Origin of the sequence: Fictibacillus phosphorivorans (assembly GCF_001629705.1) — a bacterium.
GTDB lineage: Bacteria > Bacillota > Bacilli > Bacillales > Fictibacillaceae > Fictibacillus > Fictibacillus phosphorivorans_A.
On sequence record NZ_CP015378.1, the window covers coordinates 1,829,684 to 1,847,660 of the forward strand.

The 17,977-nt window shown below is 39.3% G+C and carries 18 protein-coding genes and 1 other RNA gene; 16 read left to right on the plus strand and 3 right to left on the minus strand.

Translation table 11 applies throughout. From position 1 onward, the window contains the following. Positions 1-9: 9 nt before the first annotated feature. The 13 genes from ABE65_RS09355 to ABE65_RS09415 all read left to right on the plus strand — a co-directional run bounded on the left by ABE65_RS09355 (position 10) and on the right by ABE65_RS09415 (position 14,871). A complete protein-coding gene (locus ABE65_RS09355) occupies positions 10-840 on the plus strand; it encodes a PHP domain-containing protein (RefSeq protein WP_066393981.1) in 831 nt (276 codons plus the stop codon). A 72-nt stretch (positions 841-912) separates the two neighbouring features. After that, positions 913-1,509, plus strand: a complete 597-nt coding sequence (locus tag ABE65_RS09360) for a trimeric intracellular cation channel family protein (protein WP_066393984.1) — start codon at positions 913-915, stop codon at positions 1,507-1,509. 233 nt (positions 1,510-1,742) lie between these two features. Next, complete coding sequence (gene ablB / locus ABE65_RS09365; protein WP_082861365.1) at positions 1,743-2,597, plus strand: putative beta-lysine N-acetyltransferase; 855 nt, start codon at positions 1,743-1,745, stop codon at positions 2,595-2,597. 47 nt (positions 2,598-2,644) lie between these two features. Further along, the gene (locus ABE65_RS09370; protein WP_416202861.1) at positions 2,645-4,051 is read left to right on the plus strand and encodes a sigma-54 interaction domain-containing protein; all 1,407 of its coding nucleotides are present in this window, start codon (positions 2,645-2,647) and stop codon (positions 4,049-4,051) included. Positions 4,052-4,218: 167 nt separating this feature from the next. Continuing rightward, complete coding sequence (gene ablA / locus ABE65_RS09375) at positions 4,219-5,646, plus strand: lysine 2,3-aminomutase (RefSeq protein ID WP_066393987.1); 1,428 nt, start codon at positions 4,219-4,221, stop codon at positions 5,644-5,646. A gap of 13 nt (positions 5,647-5,659) precedes the next feature. Then, entirely contained in the window at positions 5,660-5,932 is a 273-nt protein-coding gene (locus ABE65_RS09380; protein ID WP_066393989.1) for a YokU family protein, read from the plus strand. A 563-nt stretch (positions 5,933-6,495) separates the two neighbouring features. Next, entirely contained in the window at positions 6,496-7,863 is a 1,368-nt protein-coding gene (locus ABE65_RS09385; RefSeq protein WP_066393992.1) for an aspartate aminotransferase family protein, read from the plus strand. A 15-nt stretch (positions 7,864-7,878) separates the two neighbouring features. Next, the gene (locus tag ABE65_RS09390) at positions 7,879-8,610 is read left to right on the plus strand and encodes a CoA transferase subunit A (RefSeq protein ID WP_066393994.1); all 732 of its coding nucleotides are present in this window, start codon (positions 7,879-7,881) and stop codon (positions 8,608-8,610) included. Further along, the gene (locus ABE65_RS09395) at positions 8,553-9,215 is read left to right on the plus strand and encodes a 3-oxoacid CoA-transferase subunit B (protein WP_066393996.1); all 663 of its coding nucleotides are present in this window, start codon (positions 8,553-8,555) and stop codon (positions 9,213-9,215) included. The genes ABE65_RS09390 and ABE65_RS09395 overlap by 58 nt, the downstream gene beginning before the upstream one ends. A gap of 19 nt (positions 9,216-9,234) precedes the next feature. Beyond that, the gene (locus ABE65_RS09400) at positions 9,235-10,497 is read left to right on the plus strand and encodes a peptidase (protein ID WP_156499148.1); all 1,263 of its coding nucleotides are present in this window, start codon (positions 9,235-9,237) and stop codon (positions 10,495-10,497) included. Further along, complete coding sequence (gabT, locus tag ABE65_RS09405) at positions 10,494-11,801, plus strand: 4-aminobutyrate--2-oxoglutarate transaminase (RefSeq protein ID WP_066393998.1); 1,308 nt, start codon at positions 10,494-10,496, stop codon at positions 11,799-11,801. Before ABE65_RS09400 ends, gabT begins: the two co-directional genes overlap by 4 nt. Positions 11,802-11,945: 144 nt before the next feature. Continuing rightward, a complete protein-coding gene (locus tag ABE65_RS09410; RefSeq protein ID WP_066394001.1) occupies positions 11,946-13,406 on the plus strand; it encodes a hypothetical protein in 1,461 nt (486 codons plus the stop codon). A gap of 28 nt (positions 13,407-13,434) precedes the next feature. Beyond that, complete coding sequence (locus tag ABE65_RS09415; protein ID WP_066394004.1) at positions 13,435-14,871, plus strand: hypothetical protein; 1,437 nt, start codon at positions 13,435-13,437, stop codon at positions 14,869-14,871. A 38-nt stretch (positions 14,872-14,909) separates the two neighbouring features. On the opposite strand, the gene ABE65_RS09420 is transcribed toward ABE65_RS09415, so the two are convergent. Continuing rightward, positions 14,910-15,161 carry a DNA alkylation repair protein gene (locus tag ABE65_RS09420; protein WP_066394007.1) on the minus strand — a complete coding sequence of 84 codons (252 nt, stop codon included), beginning with the start codon at positions 15,159-15,161 and terminating at the stop codon, positions 14,910-14,912. 109 nt (positions 15,162-15,270) lie between these two features. On the opposite strand from ABE65_RS09420, the gene ABE65_RS22045 reads away from it, so the two are divergent. The 3 genes from ABE65_RS22045 to ABE65_RS09430 all read left to right on the plus strand — a co-directional run bounded on the left by ABE65_RS22045 (position 15,271) and on the right by ABE65_RS09430 (position 16,595). Continuing rightward, positions 15,271-15,411, plus strand: a complete 141-nt coding sequence (locus tag ABE65_RS22045) for a hypothetical protein (RefSeq protein WP_186320522.1) — start codon at positions 15,271-15,273, stop codon at positions 15,409-15,411. 30 nt (positions 15,412-15,441) lie between these two features. Further along, positions 15,442-15,626, plus strand: a non-coding RNA gene (gene ssrS / locus ABE65_RS09425) — 6S RNA. 81 nt (positions 15,627-15,707) lie between these two features. Next, positions 15,708-16,595, plus strand: a complete 888-nt coding sequence (locus ABE65_RS09430; RefSeq protein ID WP_066394009.1) for a 5'-3' exonuclease — start codon at positions 15,708-15,710, stop codon at positions 16,593-16,595. Here ABE65_RS09430 and ABE65_RS09435 read toward each other — a convergent pair. Further along, the gene (locus ABE65_RS09435) at positions 16,592-17,521 is read right to left on the minus strand and encodes a DMT family transporter (protein WP_066394011.1); all 930 of its coding nucleotides are present in this window, start codon (positions 17,519-17,521) and stop codon (positions 16,592-16,594) included. The genes ABE65_RS09430 and ABE65_RS09435 overlap by 4 nt on opposite strands. Next, the gene (locus ABE65_RS09440; RefSeq protein WP_066394014.1) at positions 17,514-17,921 is read right to left on the minus strand and encodes a reverse transcriptase-like protein; all 408 of its coding nucleotides are present in this window, start codon (positions 17,919-17,921) and stop codon (positions 17,514-17,516) included. Before ABE65_RS09440 ends, ABE65_RS09435 begins: the two co-directional genes overlap by 8 nt. Positions 17,922-17,977: the final 56 nt, after the last annotated feature.

The following is a 17,977-nucleotide window of genomic DNA, read 5'->3' on the forward strand; positions in this document are numbered from 1 at the left end:
GAGATAAAAATGAAACAAAGCGATTTACATACCCATACCACAGCATCTGATGGGACCTTTACTCCTGCAGAAAATGTTAGGAGAGCTGTTGAAAAAGGTCTCAGCGCTATAGCGATCACCGATCATGATACAGTTAATGGAATTCGGGAAGCGATGATAGAAGCCGAAAAGCATGAAGACTTTACTGTAATCCCAGGTATTGAGATAAGTACTTTATACGAAGGTCAAGATATCCATGTATTAGGTTATTTCATAGACTATGAAGATGAAAACTTTTTAAAAGCACTACGTAGCCTTACTTCTGTTAGAGATAAAAGAAATAAGATGATTCTTGAAAATTTGAACAACCTTGGCATCCCTGTAAAGGAATCTGAGTTAGAAGTAAAAAGACATGGCAAAGGAAATGTTGGAAGAGGGCACATTGCAGAGATTTTGATGGAAAAAGGAATCGTGAAGTCACTTCCTGAAGCTTTTGAAAAGTATTTAGGAAAAGGGAAAGCTGCTTATGCTTCAACCGAACGTATCTCTCCAATTGAAGCGATAGAATTGATTAGGAATGCAAAAGGAGTACCTGTTCTTGCTCATCCAGGTATTTACGGGGCAGACGAACTTATTCCGATTTTAAGTGAGAACGGTTTGATCGGATTAGAGTATAAACATCCAGATCATACGGAGGAACAAGTTGTTTTTTATGAGAAACTTGCAGAAAAAAACTCTCTCCTTAAAACAGCAGGAAGTGACTTTCACGGTTTTCGTAACGGTGAAGTTTTCCATGGAGACATTGGCAGCTGTTCAGTTCCCATCAGCATCGTAAACGATTTGAAAAGATTTAGTAAATAAAGCTTGCTAGTCGGCCTAGAACCTTATAAGATTCAATACGGAGTATATTGATTTTTGAGAGGAAGAATGGGTTTGACTTGGGATTTATTGAACATCATTGGAACGATTGCATTCGCCATTTCGGGTGCTTTAGTTGCAATGGAAGAAGATTATGATATTTTAGGCGTCTTTATTTTAGGACTCGTCACAGCATTTGGCGGAGGAATAATTCGAAATGTGTTGATCGGTCTTCCGGTAGACACGATTTGGGAGCAAGGACTTTTATTGAAAGCAGCACTAGCATCTATGGGAATCGTATTTTTCATGCCAGAGAGCATGATTCAATTTTCTAAGAGGAGCCTTCATTTTTTTGATGCTATCGGTCTTTCCGCGTTCGCGATTCAAGGGGCCATCGCTGCATCAAGTATGAATCATCCCATCAGTGCCGTTATCGTTGCTGCGATCTTAACAGGTATTGGCGGAGGAATGATACGTGACGTGTTAGCTGGTCGAAAACCAGTCGTATTGCGTGAAGAGATCTATGCAGTATGGGCTTTGTTAGGCGGTTTAATGGTTGGCTTTAATATCGTGGACAGTACAGTAGAGTATATGATTCTTTTTGTTTCATTAGTTGTGTTTAGAATGTTGTCACTGAAACTAAATTGGAGACTTCCACATAGAGCTTTGTAATTTCCGTTTTTTCTACAAGACTGTTGCACCCTATGGGACTTGATGATAGGGGAACGCCTATGGAAGCGAGCATTCTTGGGTGAAAGTATTGTAAAACAACAAAGTCTACGAAAAACAGCTCACTTTTAATAGAAATAGATGAAACCACCCTAAACAGAGGGTGGTTTTTTGTGCAGGAATTTCAGCATATATTATGGAAGTTATGAAACATGAAGTACATAGGAGGGAAAACCATGCAGACAACATACTACGAAAACAAAAAGATCACTAAAACTCACTTTATCGCAAATACATGTTTTGATTATTACAGCGAACGATTACGAGCAGACGATTATCGAGGAAATGTATACTTTTTTGCGGAATGGCTTGAGGAAGAAGCCGAAATCAACGGATTTCATAAGATCATTGTTAAATCTAAAAAAGATGATATTGATGCTTGGCAAGAGCTAGGCTATATTAACGAAGGAGAATTTAAGGGATATTTTAATGGTGCCACTGCATACGCCATGTGCAAATATCTTAAGAATGAAAGAAGAAACAGCGAATATTGGATCGAAGAGGATCGTATCTTGAAAGATGTTTTAAAGCTAGAAAAAGGAACAAAGAATCAACCTTTACAAATCGAATATACGTTGAGAATGGCTGACGTTCAGGATGCTAAGTCGCTTGCAGAGCTTTATGGAAACGTATTTCAAGTGTATCCGACACCGATGAACGATATAGAGTATGTGAGGGAAATGATTGAATCAGGCACTTTGTTTTGTATCATTGAGCATGAAGGAAGAATCGTTAGTGCTGCTTCTGCAGACGTCAATGATACGTATAATAACGCTGAGATCACAGATTGTGCCACGAGCCCGGAACATAGAAAATTTGGTCTTATGAAGCATCTGGTCGATCAGCTTGAAAAAGAGTTATTTCAAAGAAAAATTTATTGCTCCTATTCGATCGCTAGAGCGCTCTCATTTGGAATGAATGCTGTTTTTCATCAAAAAGACTATCTATATAAGGGAAGGTTAGCCAATAACTGTAAAATTTTTGACAAATACGAAGATATGAACATTTGGGTAAAGGATTTATCAAAATGAGTGCCGAATTTTAGGCATATAGTGACAAAAATTAAGCACTCTTGGTGGTGATCTTGTTGATATCTAAATCATTAGAAACTGCAGAAACTTTAAATGCGATCTTAAAGACGATTGATGAGGGAATACATGTAGTCGATGCAGATGGTATCACTATTTTTTATAATTCAGTAGCTGCTTCATTAGATGGATTAACAACAGATGAGGTTCATCATCATCATGTACTTGATGCGTTTCCATCCTTAACAAAGGAAACGAGTACACTACTTAAAGTCATAGAAACCGGAAAACCTATCTTTAATGAACATCAATCGTATACGAACCGAAAAGGCAAACAGATCGATACGATAAACTCTACGCTTCCACTCTGGTTGAATGGAGAATTGATTGGTGCTGTAGAAGTAGCGAAAGATCTTTCAAAGATAAAAGTCCTTTCTGAACAACTGATCGATCTGCAAAAAAAGATGAAAGTTAAGAGGAAAACAAATAAAGATCAACCCTTTGCGGCTTACCATTTCTCTGATATCATCACTGCTGACCCTGAACTAAACGAAGTAAAGTCACAATGTAACCAAGCCTCGCAAACAAACTCTCCGATCATGTTATATGGAGAAACGGGAACTGGTAAAGAGATGTTTGTTCAAGCCATACACAACTCATCTAAACGTGCTTTAAATCCCTTCGTCGTTCAAAACTGTGCCGCGATTCCAGGACCGCTCCTTGAAGGGATATTATTTGGAACGACAAAAGGAAGCTTTACAGGTGCTATCGATCGGCCAGGAGTTTTTGAGTTAGCAGATGGAGGCACTTTGTTTTTAGATGAACTCAATTCGATGCCAGTGGAACTGCAGGCAAAGCTATTGAGGGTCGTTCAAGAGGGCGTTGTAGAGCGAATTGGAAGTCATGTGTCAAGAAGGGTTGATGTTAGGATTATTTCTGCCTTAAACGAACAGCCAGATGTTTGTATGGAAAAAGGAAAGTTACGAAGAGATCTTTTCTATCGGTTGAATGTCGTTTATTTTGAGCTTCCACCGTTAAGAGAAAGAAAAAGTGATATTGCATACCTAGTGAAACATTTCATTGACCATTTTAATCGTACGTTTGGGAAAAATGTACGAGGATTTACTTCGGAAGCTGAATTGTTCATACAACGTTATTCTTGGCCAGGCAATGTCCGAGAGCTCAAGCATGCGATCGAGCACTGTATGAATTTTGCAGAAGACGATTCTTTGATCAAGACTTATTTACTTCCAAAACATGTAACGATTCATGAAGAAAAAGGGCATACCATTAAAAAGGAATTGTCAGACATACCTTCGTTAAGACAGGCGTTAGGAGATTATGAAAAACAGATTATCGAGAGAGCTCTACAACATACTTCTGGTAATATTCTTCAGGCTGCAAAAATATTAGGAGTACCGAGGCAAACTCTGCAATATAAAATAAAACAAAAATGAACTGCCGGTTTTTCGGCAGTTCATTTTTGTTTTATTCTCAGCAATTAAAGGCCCACATTGTAAAGAGCATGCATACCTTATAGGATAAATCTCTATATTCTGAACTTTCTGTAACTTGGCACGCTTCTTGCATAAGTTAGGGTGTAGAAATAAAGGAGGTCATTAGAATGCCTGTAGTGAATGGATTATTCAAACCAAAGAAACATTGGAGTGAATTTGACTTATGGAAAGATGTCACAGAAGAGCAATGGAATGATTGGCTGTGGCAGCTGACGAACACCATCAGAAATTTGAAAGATCTTAAGAGCATCATTAACTTGACACCAGAAGAAGAAGAAGGCGTAAAAATATCCACGATGACGATCCCGTTAAACATTACACCTTATTATGCGTGGCTCATGGATCAAGATGATCCTAGATGTCCGATTCGTATGCAGTCCGTTCCGATCGGTAAGGAAATTTTAAAGACGAGATACGACTTGGAAGACCCTTTACACGAAGACGAAGATTCTCCTGTACCAGGGCTTACGCATCGCTATCCGGATCGTGTTCTTTTTCTTGTAACCAATCAATGTTCGATGTATTGCCGTTATTGTACGAGAAGACGTTTTTCTGGTCAGATCGGTATGGGGGTACCAAAAAAGCAATTGGATGCAGCTATTAACTATATTCGAAACAATCCACAAGTAAGAGATTGTCTGATCTCGGGTGGCGACGGATTATTAATTAATGACAACATCTTAGAATATATATTAAAGAACTTAAGAGAAATTCCACATCTAGAGATCATTCGCATCGGAACACGTGCTCCAGTCGTATTCCCACAAAGAATCACAGAAAACTTATGTAACATCTTAAAGAAGTATCATCCAGTTTGGTTAAACACGCATTTCAATACTTCGATCGAAATCACAGAAGAATCTAAAAAAGCTTGTGAGATGCTTGCGAATGCAGGAGTTCCGGTAGGTAACCAATCTGTCATTCTTGCAGGGATCAATGATAGTGTTCCAATCATGAAAAAGCTGATGCATGACCTTGTGAAAATTAGAGTCAGACCGTACTATATCTACCAATGTGATCTATCTGAAGGAATCGGACATTTCCGTGCACCTGTTTCTAAGGGTCTAGAGATTATAGAAGGATTACGTGGTCATACTTCCGGTTATGCAGTGCCAACATTCGTGGTAGATGCTCCTGGTGGCGGAGGAAAGATTTCTGTTCAACCAAACTATGTGATCTCTCAATCACCAGAAAAAGTAGTGCTTCGTAACTTTGAAGGAGTGATCACTTCTTATCCTGAACCTCAAAACTATCAAGCTGGAAGAGCAGATGCTTATTTTAATGAAGTGATGGGAACAGACCACATCAAGCCAGCGATCGGTGTTTCAGCACTTATGAACGATGAAGCTTTCAATCTTGTTCCAAAAGGATTAAAACGCCTTGAACGAAGAGAAGATTATGGAACGAATCCGGAGCATAGTTCTTTAAAGGATAAACGAGATAAACGTGACGAATTAAAAGAGAAAAAATATAAGTTTGAACAGACAAAAGACGAAGGAATTTCAACGACTCCTGAAGAACAAAGAAATGCATAGAGAGGAGGATAACATGAAGTGCTTATGGTGTGAAAGTGAAGAAACTGAGAAGGCAGGACTAACAGGTTATTGGGAACTGCCTGATGGTTCAAGAGCAGTCCAAATAACTGTAATCCCTTCTGTATCCTGTTCTTCTTGTGGTATGGAATATCAAGAAGATCATATTGTAGATGAGATAGAAGATCAACTCATGTTAATAGATACAAAGAAGATAGATTCAACGATTTCTTATACAGAATTAATGAGCATACCGAGGTTTTTGAAGAAGAATTATTTTAAATTGTAACACCAGTAGAGTAAGGAAGTATCTTTTTTAAATGGTTGTTTTCGCAAACTTTGTTGCTATTGGAAGTGTTGATTTCCGTTTCAGGCTGCTCGCTTCCCACGGGGCAGGCGGTGAGCCACATTCGAATGTTTCACATTTAAATGTCTCACCTGTCTAGTTACAGTGGCTAGCCCCTCGAGGTCAAAAGTTAAATGGTTAAGAAGGCAAAGTGCGCCTTGCTAGCCCATTCACCTTTTGCTTGTCGGGGCTGAACGAGCCACTTTCACTTTTCGGACTGCCAGCCTTAAGAAGTTCCTTGCTCCTGCGTCTACAAGTGATGCTTCGTAGTAAGCTTCCTCGTCGCATGCCTTGCAAGAAGTATCTCAAGTGGTAGGCACGCACCTTCCACTACAATCAACTGTCAAAGGTGACAAGGAGTTAAAAGCAACAATCTTTTAGAAAAGAGCGTTCTCAATAAAATTTTTTTTAAAAAGCTGCTTGCTAAACTTTCTGAGAGAGACAGTGAAAATAGCTATAAATAAAGATATTTCCTTTTTAACCTTCATGAGGAAGGAGCCTTTTTTATGAGAAAAACACATCTCATCAAACCGGTTCTAGGAAGCGATTATCCTGTAATTAGTCACGGCAAAGGAATCTATTTATACGATAAAGATGGTAAGCAATATATTGATGGTTCATCAGGTGCGATCACTTGTAATATCGGTCATGGAGTACATGAAATTGCAGAAGCAATGTGGAATCAAGCAAATCATGTATCTTTTGTATATCGTTCGCAGTTTACGAGTGAAGCAGCAGAACAATTAGCTGAAAAAATAGCTCACTATGCACCAGGAGATTTGAATTCAGTTTTCTTTGTTAATAGTGGATCAGAAGCAACCGAGACAGCACTTAAGGTTGCTATTCAGTATTTTCAAGAACAAGGAAACTTGACGAAAACCAAAGTCGTTTCTCGATGGACCAGTTATCACGGAATTACTTTAGGGGCACTGTCGATGTCTGGTCATAAATTAAGACGTCACCGATTTACGTCATTGCTTGAAGACTTTCCTGCTGCGCACCCACCCTATTGTTACCAGTGCCCACTTAAAGACACCTATCCGGGTTGCGGTGTGAAATGTGCAGATGACCTAGAATCATCCATTCAGGCGATAGGACCAGATCAAATCGCAGCATTTATAGCAGAACCGATCATCGGTGCATCTGGTGGAGCGATCGTTCCTCCAGACGAATATTTCAAAAAAATAAGAGAGATCTGTGATAGATATAATATTCTACTGATCGCTGATGAAGTGATGACAGGTATGGGACGAACGGGCAAGATGTTCGCGATGGAGCATTGGAATGTTACACCAGACATCATTGCTATAGGAAAAGGCATGAGTGCAGGGTATACCCCGATGGCCGCTACTATCGTATCAGACCGCATTATGAACGTGATCGAGTCGGGAAGTAAGGTAGTTATGAGTGGCCACACGTTTAGCGCAAATCCACAATCTGCTGCAGTCTGCCTTGCTGTTATCGATTATATGGAAAGAAACAACCTTCAGGAAAATGCCGAATCAATGGGACAGTATATGATCAATCACCTTCAACGGCTTCAATGGAAATATCCTTTAATCGGCGATGTGAGAGGCAAAGGCTTATTATGTGGCGTTGAATTTGTTAAGAATCCGATCACCCGAGAACCTTTTGAGATCACATCAAAAGTTACAGACCGACTTTTATCCATCTGTTTTGACAACGGGTTGCTCGTTTATCCGGCGGTAGGTGGAGTCACGGGATTTTCAGGAGACTCTATTCTTTTATCGCCACCACTAAACGTTACGAAAGAACAGATAACCGATATCATGGATATTCTTGATCAATCCATCGGTGAACTAACCACTCAACTCATTACAGAAGGAATCTATATTACTGAAGCGACCAGTTGAAAAGAGGTGTTGTGAATGACAAACGGTGTTGATAAAGAGATCTCGCTTGAAAGTGCTGCTACCTACTTTAGTAACGGTATGTCACTTATGATCGGCGGTTTTGGAGGAGTTGGTGCTCCTCCAACTCTTGTTAATCTCATCTTAGAAAAAGATATTAAAGAGCTTTTTCTAATAAGTAACGATACGGGGTTTCCTTGGATCGGACCTGGAAAGCTGATCACAGAAAAACGGGTAAAAAAATTGATCGCCTCTCATATCGGATCAAATCCAGAAGCGGGTAAACAGATGCAAGAAGGTTCGTTAGAAGTTGAATTTGTTCCGCAGGGCACCCTTGCCGAAAAAATAAGAGCTGGTGGTATGGGGCTTGGCGGTATTTTAGTAGATGTTGGTCTCGGGACTGTAGTTGAAGCGAATAAAGAAAAAGTCACTGTAAATAACAAAGAATACATGATTGAACCCGCATTAACAGCTGATGTAGCTATTATTTATGCCAAGAAGGCAGATCGTTATGGAAACCTGATCTATGACAAAAGCGCTCGAAATACGAATCCACTCGTGGCTACTGCAGGACAGATAACGATCGCAGAAGTAGAAGAAATCGTTCCGATAGGCTCCCTTGACCCGGAAGAAATCGTCACACCAGGCGTTTTTGTAGACTATATCATTCAGAGTAAAGGAGTGGATTGGAAATGGGTCTGGGAATTGAAACAAGGCACAGGATCGCAAGAAGGGCAGCCGTCGAGATAAAGAATGGAATGATCGTTAACCTTGGTATCGGCATTCCCACACTTGTTGCAGATTATATTGAAAAAGACCTACATATCATGCTGCATACGGAAAACGGAATCCTAGGCATGGGAGGGTCACCAGAAGAAGGCAGCGAAGATGGTAACCTATCAAATGCTGGAGGATATCCAGTTTCTATCCAGCCAGGAGCTTCTTACTTTGACAGCGCCACAGCTTTTGGAATTATTAGAAAGGGATTGCTTGATGTAACGATTTTAGGAGCACTTGAAGTGAGTGAAAAAGGTGACATTGCCAATTGGATCGTTCCTGGAAAACGTGTTCCTGGAATGGGGGGAGCGATCGATCTGGCACAAAAAGCAAAAAAAGTCATCATCTTAATGAACCATACAGATAAGTATGGAAATCCAAAGATTGTGAGTAACTGTTCTCTTCCACTCACAGTGAGGGAAGGCGCAGACATGATTATTACGGAGAAAGCCGTTTTTCACTGTGAAGAGGGAAAACTCTATCTTCGTGAGATCATGAGCCCTTATACGGTAGAAGATGTTATTCAAACAACAGGTGCTTCTATCGTTGTAAATGAACAGATCTCTGTTTTCCAATGAGATGTTAGGGAGGAGAATCATGTTAGTTAAAGAAAAACTCTCAAACTGGTTGATGAAGGAACAAGAAAACGCCATTCATTTTTTACAAAAAACGGTTCAAGAAGCGAGCACGACTGGGAATGAAACGGGTGTACAAAAGTTGATCGCCCAAAAACTAGAGGAAATGGGACTTGAGGTTGATATGTGGTATCCGGATGGTGAGGAGTTAGCGAAGCATCCTAACTTTTGTGCGAGCCGGAAAGATTTCAGTACGAGTCCTAATGTTGTTGGGATCTGGCGGGGAAAAGGTAACGGACGTTCACTTGTTCTAAATGGTCATGTGGATGTCGTCCCAGAAGGTGATTTGAATCAATGGAACGATCATCCTTACAGTGGAAAAATAATAGATGGTAAACTTTACGGCAGAGGATCAACAGATATGAAAGGTGGAAACCTCTCCCTCTTGCTAGCTATTCAAGCACTGAAAGAAACAGGAGTAAAGTTAGAAGGCGATCTATACTTTCATAGTGTTATAGAAGAAGAGAGTGGTGGTGCGGGTACGCTCGCTGCTGTACTACGCGGGTACAAAGCAGATGCAGCCATCATTCCAGAACCTACAAATATGAAGATTTTCCCTGCGCAACAAGGTTCTATGTGGTTTCGTCTAACAGTGAAAGGGAAAGCCGCACACGGAGGAACTCGATACGAAGGTGTTAGTGCTATCGAGAAAGCGGTAGTCGTCTTAGATGCTATCAAACAATTGGAAACGATTCGAAATGATCGCGTATCAGATCCGTTATACAAGGCAATTCCGATACCCGTTCCGATAAATGTAGGGAAGATATCTGGAGGAAACTGGCCATCATCTGTTCCAGATACAGTTGAGATTGAAGGGAGGATCGGCGTTGCTCCTAATGAAACGTTGGAAGAAGTAAAAAATGAACTTCAGGAGCACCTATCAAAGGTTTCAGATCCATGGTTAGAAGAGCATAAGATCTCTGTAGAATGGTTCGGTGCACAGTGGTTGCCAGGTTTGATTGAAACTGAGCATCCACTCATGAACATGCTCTCTAAAAATTTTGAAGATGTAATGGGTCATCAGCCTATCATTGAAGCGTCACCTTGGGGAACAGATGGCGGCTTGTTATCTCATGTTGGTGACACTCCTTCGATCGTGTTCGGGCCAGGAGTTACTTCTGTTGCACATTATCCGAACGAATATATTGAGATTTCTAAGATCATGGAAGCTGCTGAAATCATTGCTTTAACGATCTATGACTGGTGTGGAGGCGAGAATGGATGAAGAAATCAGAAGAGTTGTTAAAACGAAAAGAGTTGAACGTCCCAAGAGGTCCTTTTAATACAGTTTTAAATTTTGTAGATCATGCGAGCGGAAGTACGATGGTTGATGTTGACGGAAACGAATATATTGATTTTGCTGGAGCGATCGGAACGTTAAACGTTGGTCATTGTCCACCTAGAGTAGTAGAAGCACTTAAGAACCAAGTAGAGAAATACATCCACCCATGTTTTCACGTAATGATGTACGAACCGTACGTTCAGCTTGCAGAAAAACTAAACGACATCACACCTGGAGACCATCATAAGAAAACGTTCTTTTTAAACAGTGGTGCAGAAGCTGTAGAAAACGCTGTGAAAATCGCAAGAAAATATACGGGCAGAAAAGCTATCATTTCATTTGAACGAGGATTTCACGGCAGAACGCTGCTCGCTATGAGTTTAACAAGCAAAGTGAAACCATACAAATTTGAGTTTGGGCCTTTTGCACCCGAAACATATAAGATGCCATATCCTTATTATTATCGTGAAGATCGTAATGTTGAAGAAACCGATAAAGCGATCTTAAGTAAATTCGAAGACTTCTTCTTAGGTGAAGTTCCACCGGAGGAAATTGCAGCGATTATCTTTGAACCTGTTCAAGGAGAAGGAGGATTCGTAATTCCTTCTAAAACGTTTGTAAAAGGACTTCGCGAGATTTGTGATAAATACAATATCCTGTTAATCGCTGATGAGATTCAAACTGGATTCGGGCGTACGGGAAAAATGTTCGCGATGGAACATTTTGAGGTAGTTCCAGATCTTATGACGATGTCCAAATCGATAGCTGCTGGACTGCCGATATCAGCAGTTACGGGCAGAGCCGAAATCATGGATGCACCCGCTCCGGGCGAGATCGGGGGAACCTATGGAGGAAGTCCATTAGGATGTGTTGCGGCACTAGAAGTCATCTCAATGATAGAAGAAGAAGGTCTGTTAACAAGAGCGAATCAGATCGGTGAAAGAATTACTGAGACTTTCTCAAAATGGAGAGATCGTTACGAATTTGTAGGCGATGTTCGAGGTATAGGGGCTATGTGTGCGCTTGAAATCGTGAAAGACAAAATCACGAAAACACCAGATCCTGATCGAGCGAAGAAAATCATCGCACTTTGTAATCAAAATGGCGTAGCAATCATGGGGGCTGGCCTTTACAGCAACGTGATCCGGATCCTCTCACCACTTGTAATCTCTGATGAACAACTTGTTAAAGGGTTGAACGTCATCGAGCAACAGCTCACTAAGATAAGCGAAATGGTATCGTCTTAATAAGCGTGATAACCTCGTCTCTCTAAAGACGAGGTTATTTTATGATGATTTCTTGAGTATTTTCAAAATAATGGATTTTACCCAAATGAAAATTCGGAAAATTATGCTAATATGTTGGTATAGAGATCAAAGGGGCTGTAAGACTTGCAAATCATTAAAAAATTATTAATCGGTTCTGTCTTAATTGGAGGTTTCGTCGTTTACACTCAATACGAAAAAAGTGCTGAACCAACTTGGAAAGTGAATGCAGAACAATTTTCAGTTGTAAAATCATTAAAAGATGGAATGAAGAGAGAATATAATAAGTTTGCTGAATTAGAATTAATGGATAAATACGGTTTTCTTAAGAACGTTAACAAGACTTTTACACTAAAAGATTCGTATCGAACGTTAAAGATTGAAAAACTTTGGAACATGAATGGACGCATGTATGTTTTATACAGTGTGGATGTAAAAGAGAGAGACAAGGACGAATATAATATTCCGCGTCTTTCTGTTAAAAACATTCAGTTTCAAACAAAAGAAGGTGAGGAGCTCGTTCTTAAGGCAGGAGAAGAAATGGCGCACCCTGGAACAAGGGACGAAGGATTCGTGTATAAGCACCGTTTATACCGCTCCATGATGCTTATGCCGAGTATGTTCGATTCTTCAGAAAACGATTGGTCGATCGTATCAAATGCGACTGTGGTTAGGCTGCAGGACCTTACGATCTCCTCAAAAGACAAAGGAGTAGACTCGATTCAAGATATTGCGTTAACGATGCCTGCAGAAGATCCTTATACGAAAGTATTAAAAAGTAAACCGATCGATCAAACAATTACATATGAAGATAATAAAAAAGTAAAAATCAAATCCATTGACGCGTTACTTTATGAACAGAGACTTAGAGTAGAAATTCCAAATGATGAAGATTTGATCGGATTTGCTAGCAAAAACATCACACTACATGATAGACCTACAAGAACATATGGAATTCTAGGAACCAAGAAAAATGGTTATTACATTCCCATTTATGACATGCCTGATGAAATGGAAGGGAAGAAGAAAGAAAAAATTCTCACATTTACTTCTTCTGTACATAAAGATCCTCGTTCTTTCTCTTGGACAATTCCAAAGAAAGACATACACACGTTTTTAACGAATAAAAATCAACCGGTTCTAAAGAATCAGGAAATAGTAAGAATGAATGATACAGTAATTAGCTATGAAGGTATCACCCTGTTTGAAGAGAGCCCTAGAATCAAGTTAAGCTTAACAACTGACACGGATCAACAGCTAAATCATCTGCGTTTGATTCCTGACCATTATTATAATGATACTGAAGTAACTGACGATTACAAACGGGTGTATAAAAACAATATCATCTCGATCTCAGATGAGAAGAAAACGAGAATCAAAAACTTCGAATTACATCATTCAGAAGAAGAAAATAAAAGCACCTACCATATTACGTTTTATAACAAAGAAGAGATAGAAAACGGTGAGATGAGACCAATTCTGATTCCTGAGAGTGACTTGACCATTACTTTATCAAACCTCTCTTATTTAATGCCTCTTAAAAATCCGGTGGATATCCCATTCAAGAACATCATGATTTTGAATTGATAAAGGATGAATAAAGGAGATAGGTATTTTGAGCAACAAGCGAAATAAGATCCTCATTGGACTGATATTATTTATCGGATTTGTACTATACACGCAATATGAAAAAAGTGCTGAGCCGACGTGGAAAATAAACGAAGAAAATTTTGTTGTGATGAACGACTGGGAAGAACTTATGGATCGAGAGAAATCAAAATTCAGCGACCTTAAGTTTGCTGAGCATTTCAAGTTATTAAGAAACAGCCATGTATCTATTCCGTTAGCGAATGATCAACGAATGTTTCAAGTCGAAAGAACTTATGATTTCGGACAACAACTCTATATTCTCTACAGCGTGGACCTAATTGAACGGGATAAAGAAGAGAGTGATGTCCCCCGGTTAACGTTTAATCAAGTTGAGATTACATCCAAAAAAGGAAAGAAGTTTACTTTTCCGATCGATTTATATGAAGGAGAAGGCGCGATCGGTGGAGTAGTGTATAAACATAAGCTATACCGTTCCATGATGATACATGCCCAATACGATGACATAAAAACAGATGAAGAGTGGAAAGAGGTCTTTAGCAGTGAGACCCTAAATTTTCTTAATCCAACATTTACTTCAAATAACGGAAAGATTAAGATCGATCACTTAACTTTTAAAGTCAAGCCTCATCATGTTTTTGAATTGCCTCCCGTTCTGGCGACAGAAACCATTGATAGATCCCTGCAACTTTACAACAACGAAAAAATTCAATTAGACCAACTTGAAGTCTATCAAATGGGTGCAAGAGTTAAGATGGATTCTAAGCATGATAAAGATCTTGTTTCTTTATTTGGAACGATCGAGGGTGGGCAGAATCAGTACACATTAAATTCCGATATTACTGGAGGAGAAGACACAGGTTATTTTATGGAAACGTATTTTGTGTTAGATGAACTTCTTAATATGAAACAAGCCGATTCATTAAAGATGTCGTTGACACACTCGATTCATAGAACGAATAAGTCCTATTCCTTTTCTGTCCCTCAACAAGATATAGAGAAATTTACAAAAGACCCAAAAACAGATGTGACAAGAAATCAAGTGATCGCAAATGACAAAGATTATAAAGTTATTTTTAAAGGGATCACAAATGATACTTCAAGCGATCAAAATGGTATAGAGTTTTCTATAGAAAGCAAAACAGGAAAAATAGAACAAGAAGAGTATCTTTATTTTCAACCAAGCAATAATGAGTATGGAATTCCAAACGAAGAGCGTTTTATGAATAACCTCGTCACGATTAAAAATTCATCAGGTAAGACTCTGCAAAATTTTGATGTGATGCAAACCTTCAATAATGAACAGCCTGGATTTTTGTTGATCTTTCATGAAGGACTTCCGAAGGATGACCTCACCGTTACCCTTTCAAGATTAACACAAGTTTATCCATTAAAAGAAAAGGTAGAAGTTCCTTTAAAGCTTCCTACAGCAAGCAAAAAATAAAAAAAGACTGCCGAAATGGATAAACGGCAGTCTTTTCTCTACGCTCTCGGATTACTCTGAGCACGTTTGATGTACATCTCTTCTTCTCCAACTATGCCGCATGCGCCGCACTGGATCAATCGTTCTGAACCTTTATACGGAAGATGGAACATATCTAACTCACCATCTTCATATTGTTGAACCACATCTCCAGTAGATGGATCTAGCTTAACCGCTACAGGATTTTGTTCGATCACGTTAAAACGCGTACGGTTTGTCTTACAGTTTGGACATAAATAAGGATTTGCCATTTTTAAGAAACCCTCCTTTTTTAGTCTTAAGTTAACCAATCAAGGAAAAATTATGTAAGTTATATTTTTATTCCATTTAGCCATAGTAAGAAAAAGGAGGGATACAATTATGGGTAAACAGAAAAAGGCTAATGCTAATGCACAGCGAAATAACAACGTGAAAGAGAACGGTGCAGAAAACCAAACCGAATTTGCGTCTTATGCTGAAATGGAAGTTGAAAAGATGCATCACGGGAAAAAAACAAAATGATTTTACTTCTTAACAAACTGGTAGTATAATAAAAATCTGCGATGTTCGTGGCTTTTCCATGTCTTTAACCTATGTGCTAATGACGGGAATCCAATATGATCTGTCAGACAGTCAAGCCTTGCTTTCGACTTGGAAGGCTGTAACGTCAGCTGCGGATACCCACCTGAGAGATCAGGTTCCAAAGGCATATAAAGTCACGGCAGAGCGGATTTTACTTAAACGACAACAAGCGTATTTTACATCACATGTAAAATGCGCTTTTTTCATAACATATTTCTACCGGGGGACAAAAGAAGATGGAAAAGAAAGAAGTTTTACTATTAATCGATGGATTCAATCTGCTCAGCAGATGTTATTTTGCAACAGCTTATGGAAAAGAAATGCATGATCTTCCACGTAACTCTAAAGGGCAGTTCACGAATGCCATACGCGTGACCATTCAAAAATTGCTTATGCTCGTACGAGATCATGAGCCTTCTCACATTGTCGTTGCTTGGGATGTTAAACGTGATGAAACACTCCGAAGAGAAAAGTTCGCTGATTATAAGGGAACACGAAACGAACTGCCTGAGCCTTTGATTCAGCAATTTGAAACACTCGTTCAACTTTTTGATACTATTGGAATTACTCAGCTTACGATTCCTAGATATGAAGCAGATGACATCATAGGCACTCTTGCACACCGTTGGCGAAACGAACGTGACGGAGAATGTATCATCTACAGCAACGATCGGGATCTATTGCAGCTTCTTTGTGAAAAAACTTCACAGCTTATTACAGTGAAAAGAGATGAGCTGAAATATACGCTAACTCATTTTCAAGAGGAGTATGGCATCACACCTGCACAGTGGATCGATGTAAAAGCTTTACTAGGCGATAAAAGTGATAATATTCCTGGAGTAGCGGGAGTCGGCGACAAAGCTGCACTTCCACTCATACAACAATATGGTGCTGTAGAATCGATCTATGAAAATTTTGAGAATCTAGATCCTAGATACAAGAGGTACTTTAAAAAACTCGAAGCAGGTCGCGAGATGGCTGTTCTTAGTAAAGATCTATGTACGATTTTCACAGATGTTCCAGAAGTAGTCGACAGAGACTTAGAAGAATGCCGATACATTTTAGATAAACAGAGTGTTCGAAGCGCATTAGAAGAATTAGAGATTCAAATAAGAGTGGGTTAAGAAAAATCCCACTCTTTTTGTTTGCGTTTTATAAACTTCTTCTTGAACCGTATTTCAGATAATATCATACCGAGTAAAATCAATCCGCAACCTAACAAAGATTTTGAACCGAGTCGTTCATCAAGCATGATATAAGCAGTAAGTGCCGCAAAAACAGGTTCCATCGCAAAGATCAAAGCTACTCTTGCGGGTGTTGTAAATGATTGAAAATGTGTTTGAGCCAAAAAAGCTAGAGCAGTTGCAAAGAATGATGTGATTAAGAGAGCACTAATTACTTCCGGTTGCAGAACCAAATTAATTTTGAACATCTGCGGATAATCCTCAATCATGAGTGCGGTAATGAAACTGAATGTGGCAACGGTCAACAGTTGGATAGCAGTTAAACATATAGCGTTGTAGGATACTGCAAATTTTCCTGTGAACACGATATGAAGAGCAAATGAGATGGCGCATAATAACACAAAACCATCGCCAATGTTGAACGAGAGGCTGTTGTGGATGGTTAATAAGTACAATCCGAGTAAAGCTAATAAAGAACTAAGACCGACTTGCCAATTCAGTTTGTTCTTTAACAATAAATAACTGAACAAAGGGACCAAGACAACACTTAATCCTGTGATGAACCCAGCTTTTGAAGAAGTGGTGTATAACAATCCGACGGTTTGAAAACCATATCCTAAAAATAGCCAAAAACCAAGAATGATACCACTAATCCATATCCTTTTATCCGTAAAATGCCTGAGTGATGAGCGGTTAAACAAAAAGATAATTAGCAATAATGTTACAGCGGCAATTGAAAAACGAACGCTATTAAATGAATAAGGTTCTAAGAACGCGATTGCTTTTTGTACGATTACGAATGTCGAACCCCAGATCAAGGCTACAAGGAGTAAATTGAAGTCGGCAAACCAAGTCTTTTTAAACATCAGAGGGACTCTTGTTTAATTGGATGGCTTGTCGTGCTAGTTCATCTGCGATCTTATTTTGTTTTGAGGGAATCCACTTAATAAAAAACAGATCCAATTTCTCTGACAGATCGATAGCTTCTTCTAACATTTTTGTATACCGTTTATCTTTTGCATATTTTTTATCCATCGCGCTCTCTACTGCTTGTGAGTCTGTGCGGAACGATACGATTCTCCAATTATTTTCAATACATAGTTCTAAACCATGAATAAGAGCTCTAAATTCCGCTTCATGGTTACTCATCGTGCCGATCGGAAAACGAAACGAATGTGTAGTGCCGTTTCCGACTTTTACATATACGCCAGCTCCGGAGAGTCCAGGATCCCCTGCACTTGCACCATCAATGTATATCTCTATCAATTGCGTCTCTCCTCTATAAGAATATATTCGTATTATAAAGGACTTTATTAAAAACA

Excerpts from the sequence above, each read along its gene's own strand:
- ABE65_RS09355 (WP_066393981.1), top strand. The coding sequence starts at position 10 with ATGAAACAAAGCGATTTACATACCCATACCACAGCATCTGATGGGACC.
- ABE65_RS09385 (WP_066393992.1), top strand. The coding sequence starts at position 6,496 with ATGAGAAAAACACATCTCATCAAACCGGTTCTAGGAAGCGATTATCCT.
- ABE65_RS09400 (WP_156499148.1), top strand. The coding sequence starts at position 9,235 with ATGTTAGTTAAAGAAAAACTCTCAAACTGGTTGATGAAGGAACAAGAA.
- ABE65_RS09380 (WP_066393989.1), top strand. The coding sequence starts at position 5,660 with ATGAAGTGCTTATGGTGTGAAAGTGAAGAAACTGAGAAGGCAGGACTA.
- ablB (WP_082861365.1), top strand. The coding sequence starts at position 1,743 with ATGCAGACAACATACTACGAAAACAAAAAGATCACTAAAACTCACTTT.
- ABE65_RS09390 (WP_066393994.1), top strand. The coding sequence starts at position 7,879 with ATGACAAACGGTGTTGATAAAGAGATCTCGCTTGAAAGTGCTGCTACC.
- ABE65_RS09395 (WP_066393996.1), top strand. The coding sequence starts at position 8,553 with ATGGGTCTGGGAATTGAAACAAGGCACAGGATCGCAAGAAGGGCAGCC.
- ablA (WP_066393987.1), top strand. The coding sequence starts at position 4,219 with ATGCCTGTAGTGAATGGATTATTCAAACCAAAGAAACATTGGAGTGAA.
- gabT (WP_066393998.1), top strand. The coding sequence starts at position 10,494 with ATGAAGAAATCAGAAGAGTTGTTAAAACGAAAAGAGTTGAACGTCCCA.
- ABE65_RS09430 (WP_066394009.1), top strand. The coding sequence starts at position 15,708 with ATGGAAAAGAAAGAAGTTTTACTATTAATCGATGGATTCAATCTGCTC.
- ABE65_RS22045 (WP_186320522.1), top strand. The coding sequence starts at position 15,271 with ATGGGTAAACAGAAAAAGGCTAATGCTAATGCACAGCGAAATAACAAC.
- ABE65_RS09420 (WP_066394007.1), bottom strand. The coding sequence starts at position 15,161 with ATGGCAAATCCTTATTTATGTCCAAACTGTAAGACAAACCGTACGCGT.
- ABE65_RS09435 (WP_066394011.1), bottom strand. The coding sequence starts at position 17,521 with ATGTTTAAAAAGACTTGGTTTGCCGACTTCAATTTACTCCTTGTAGCC.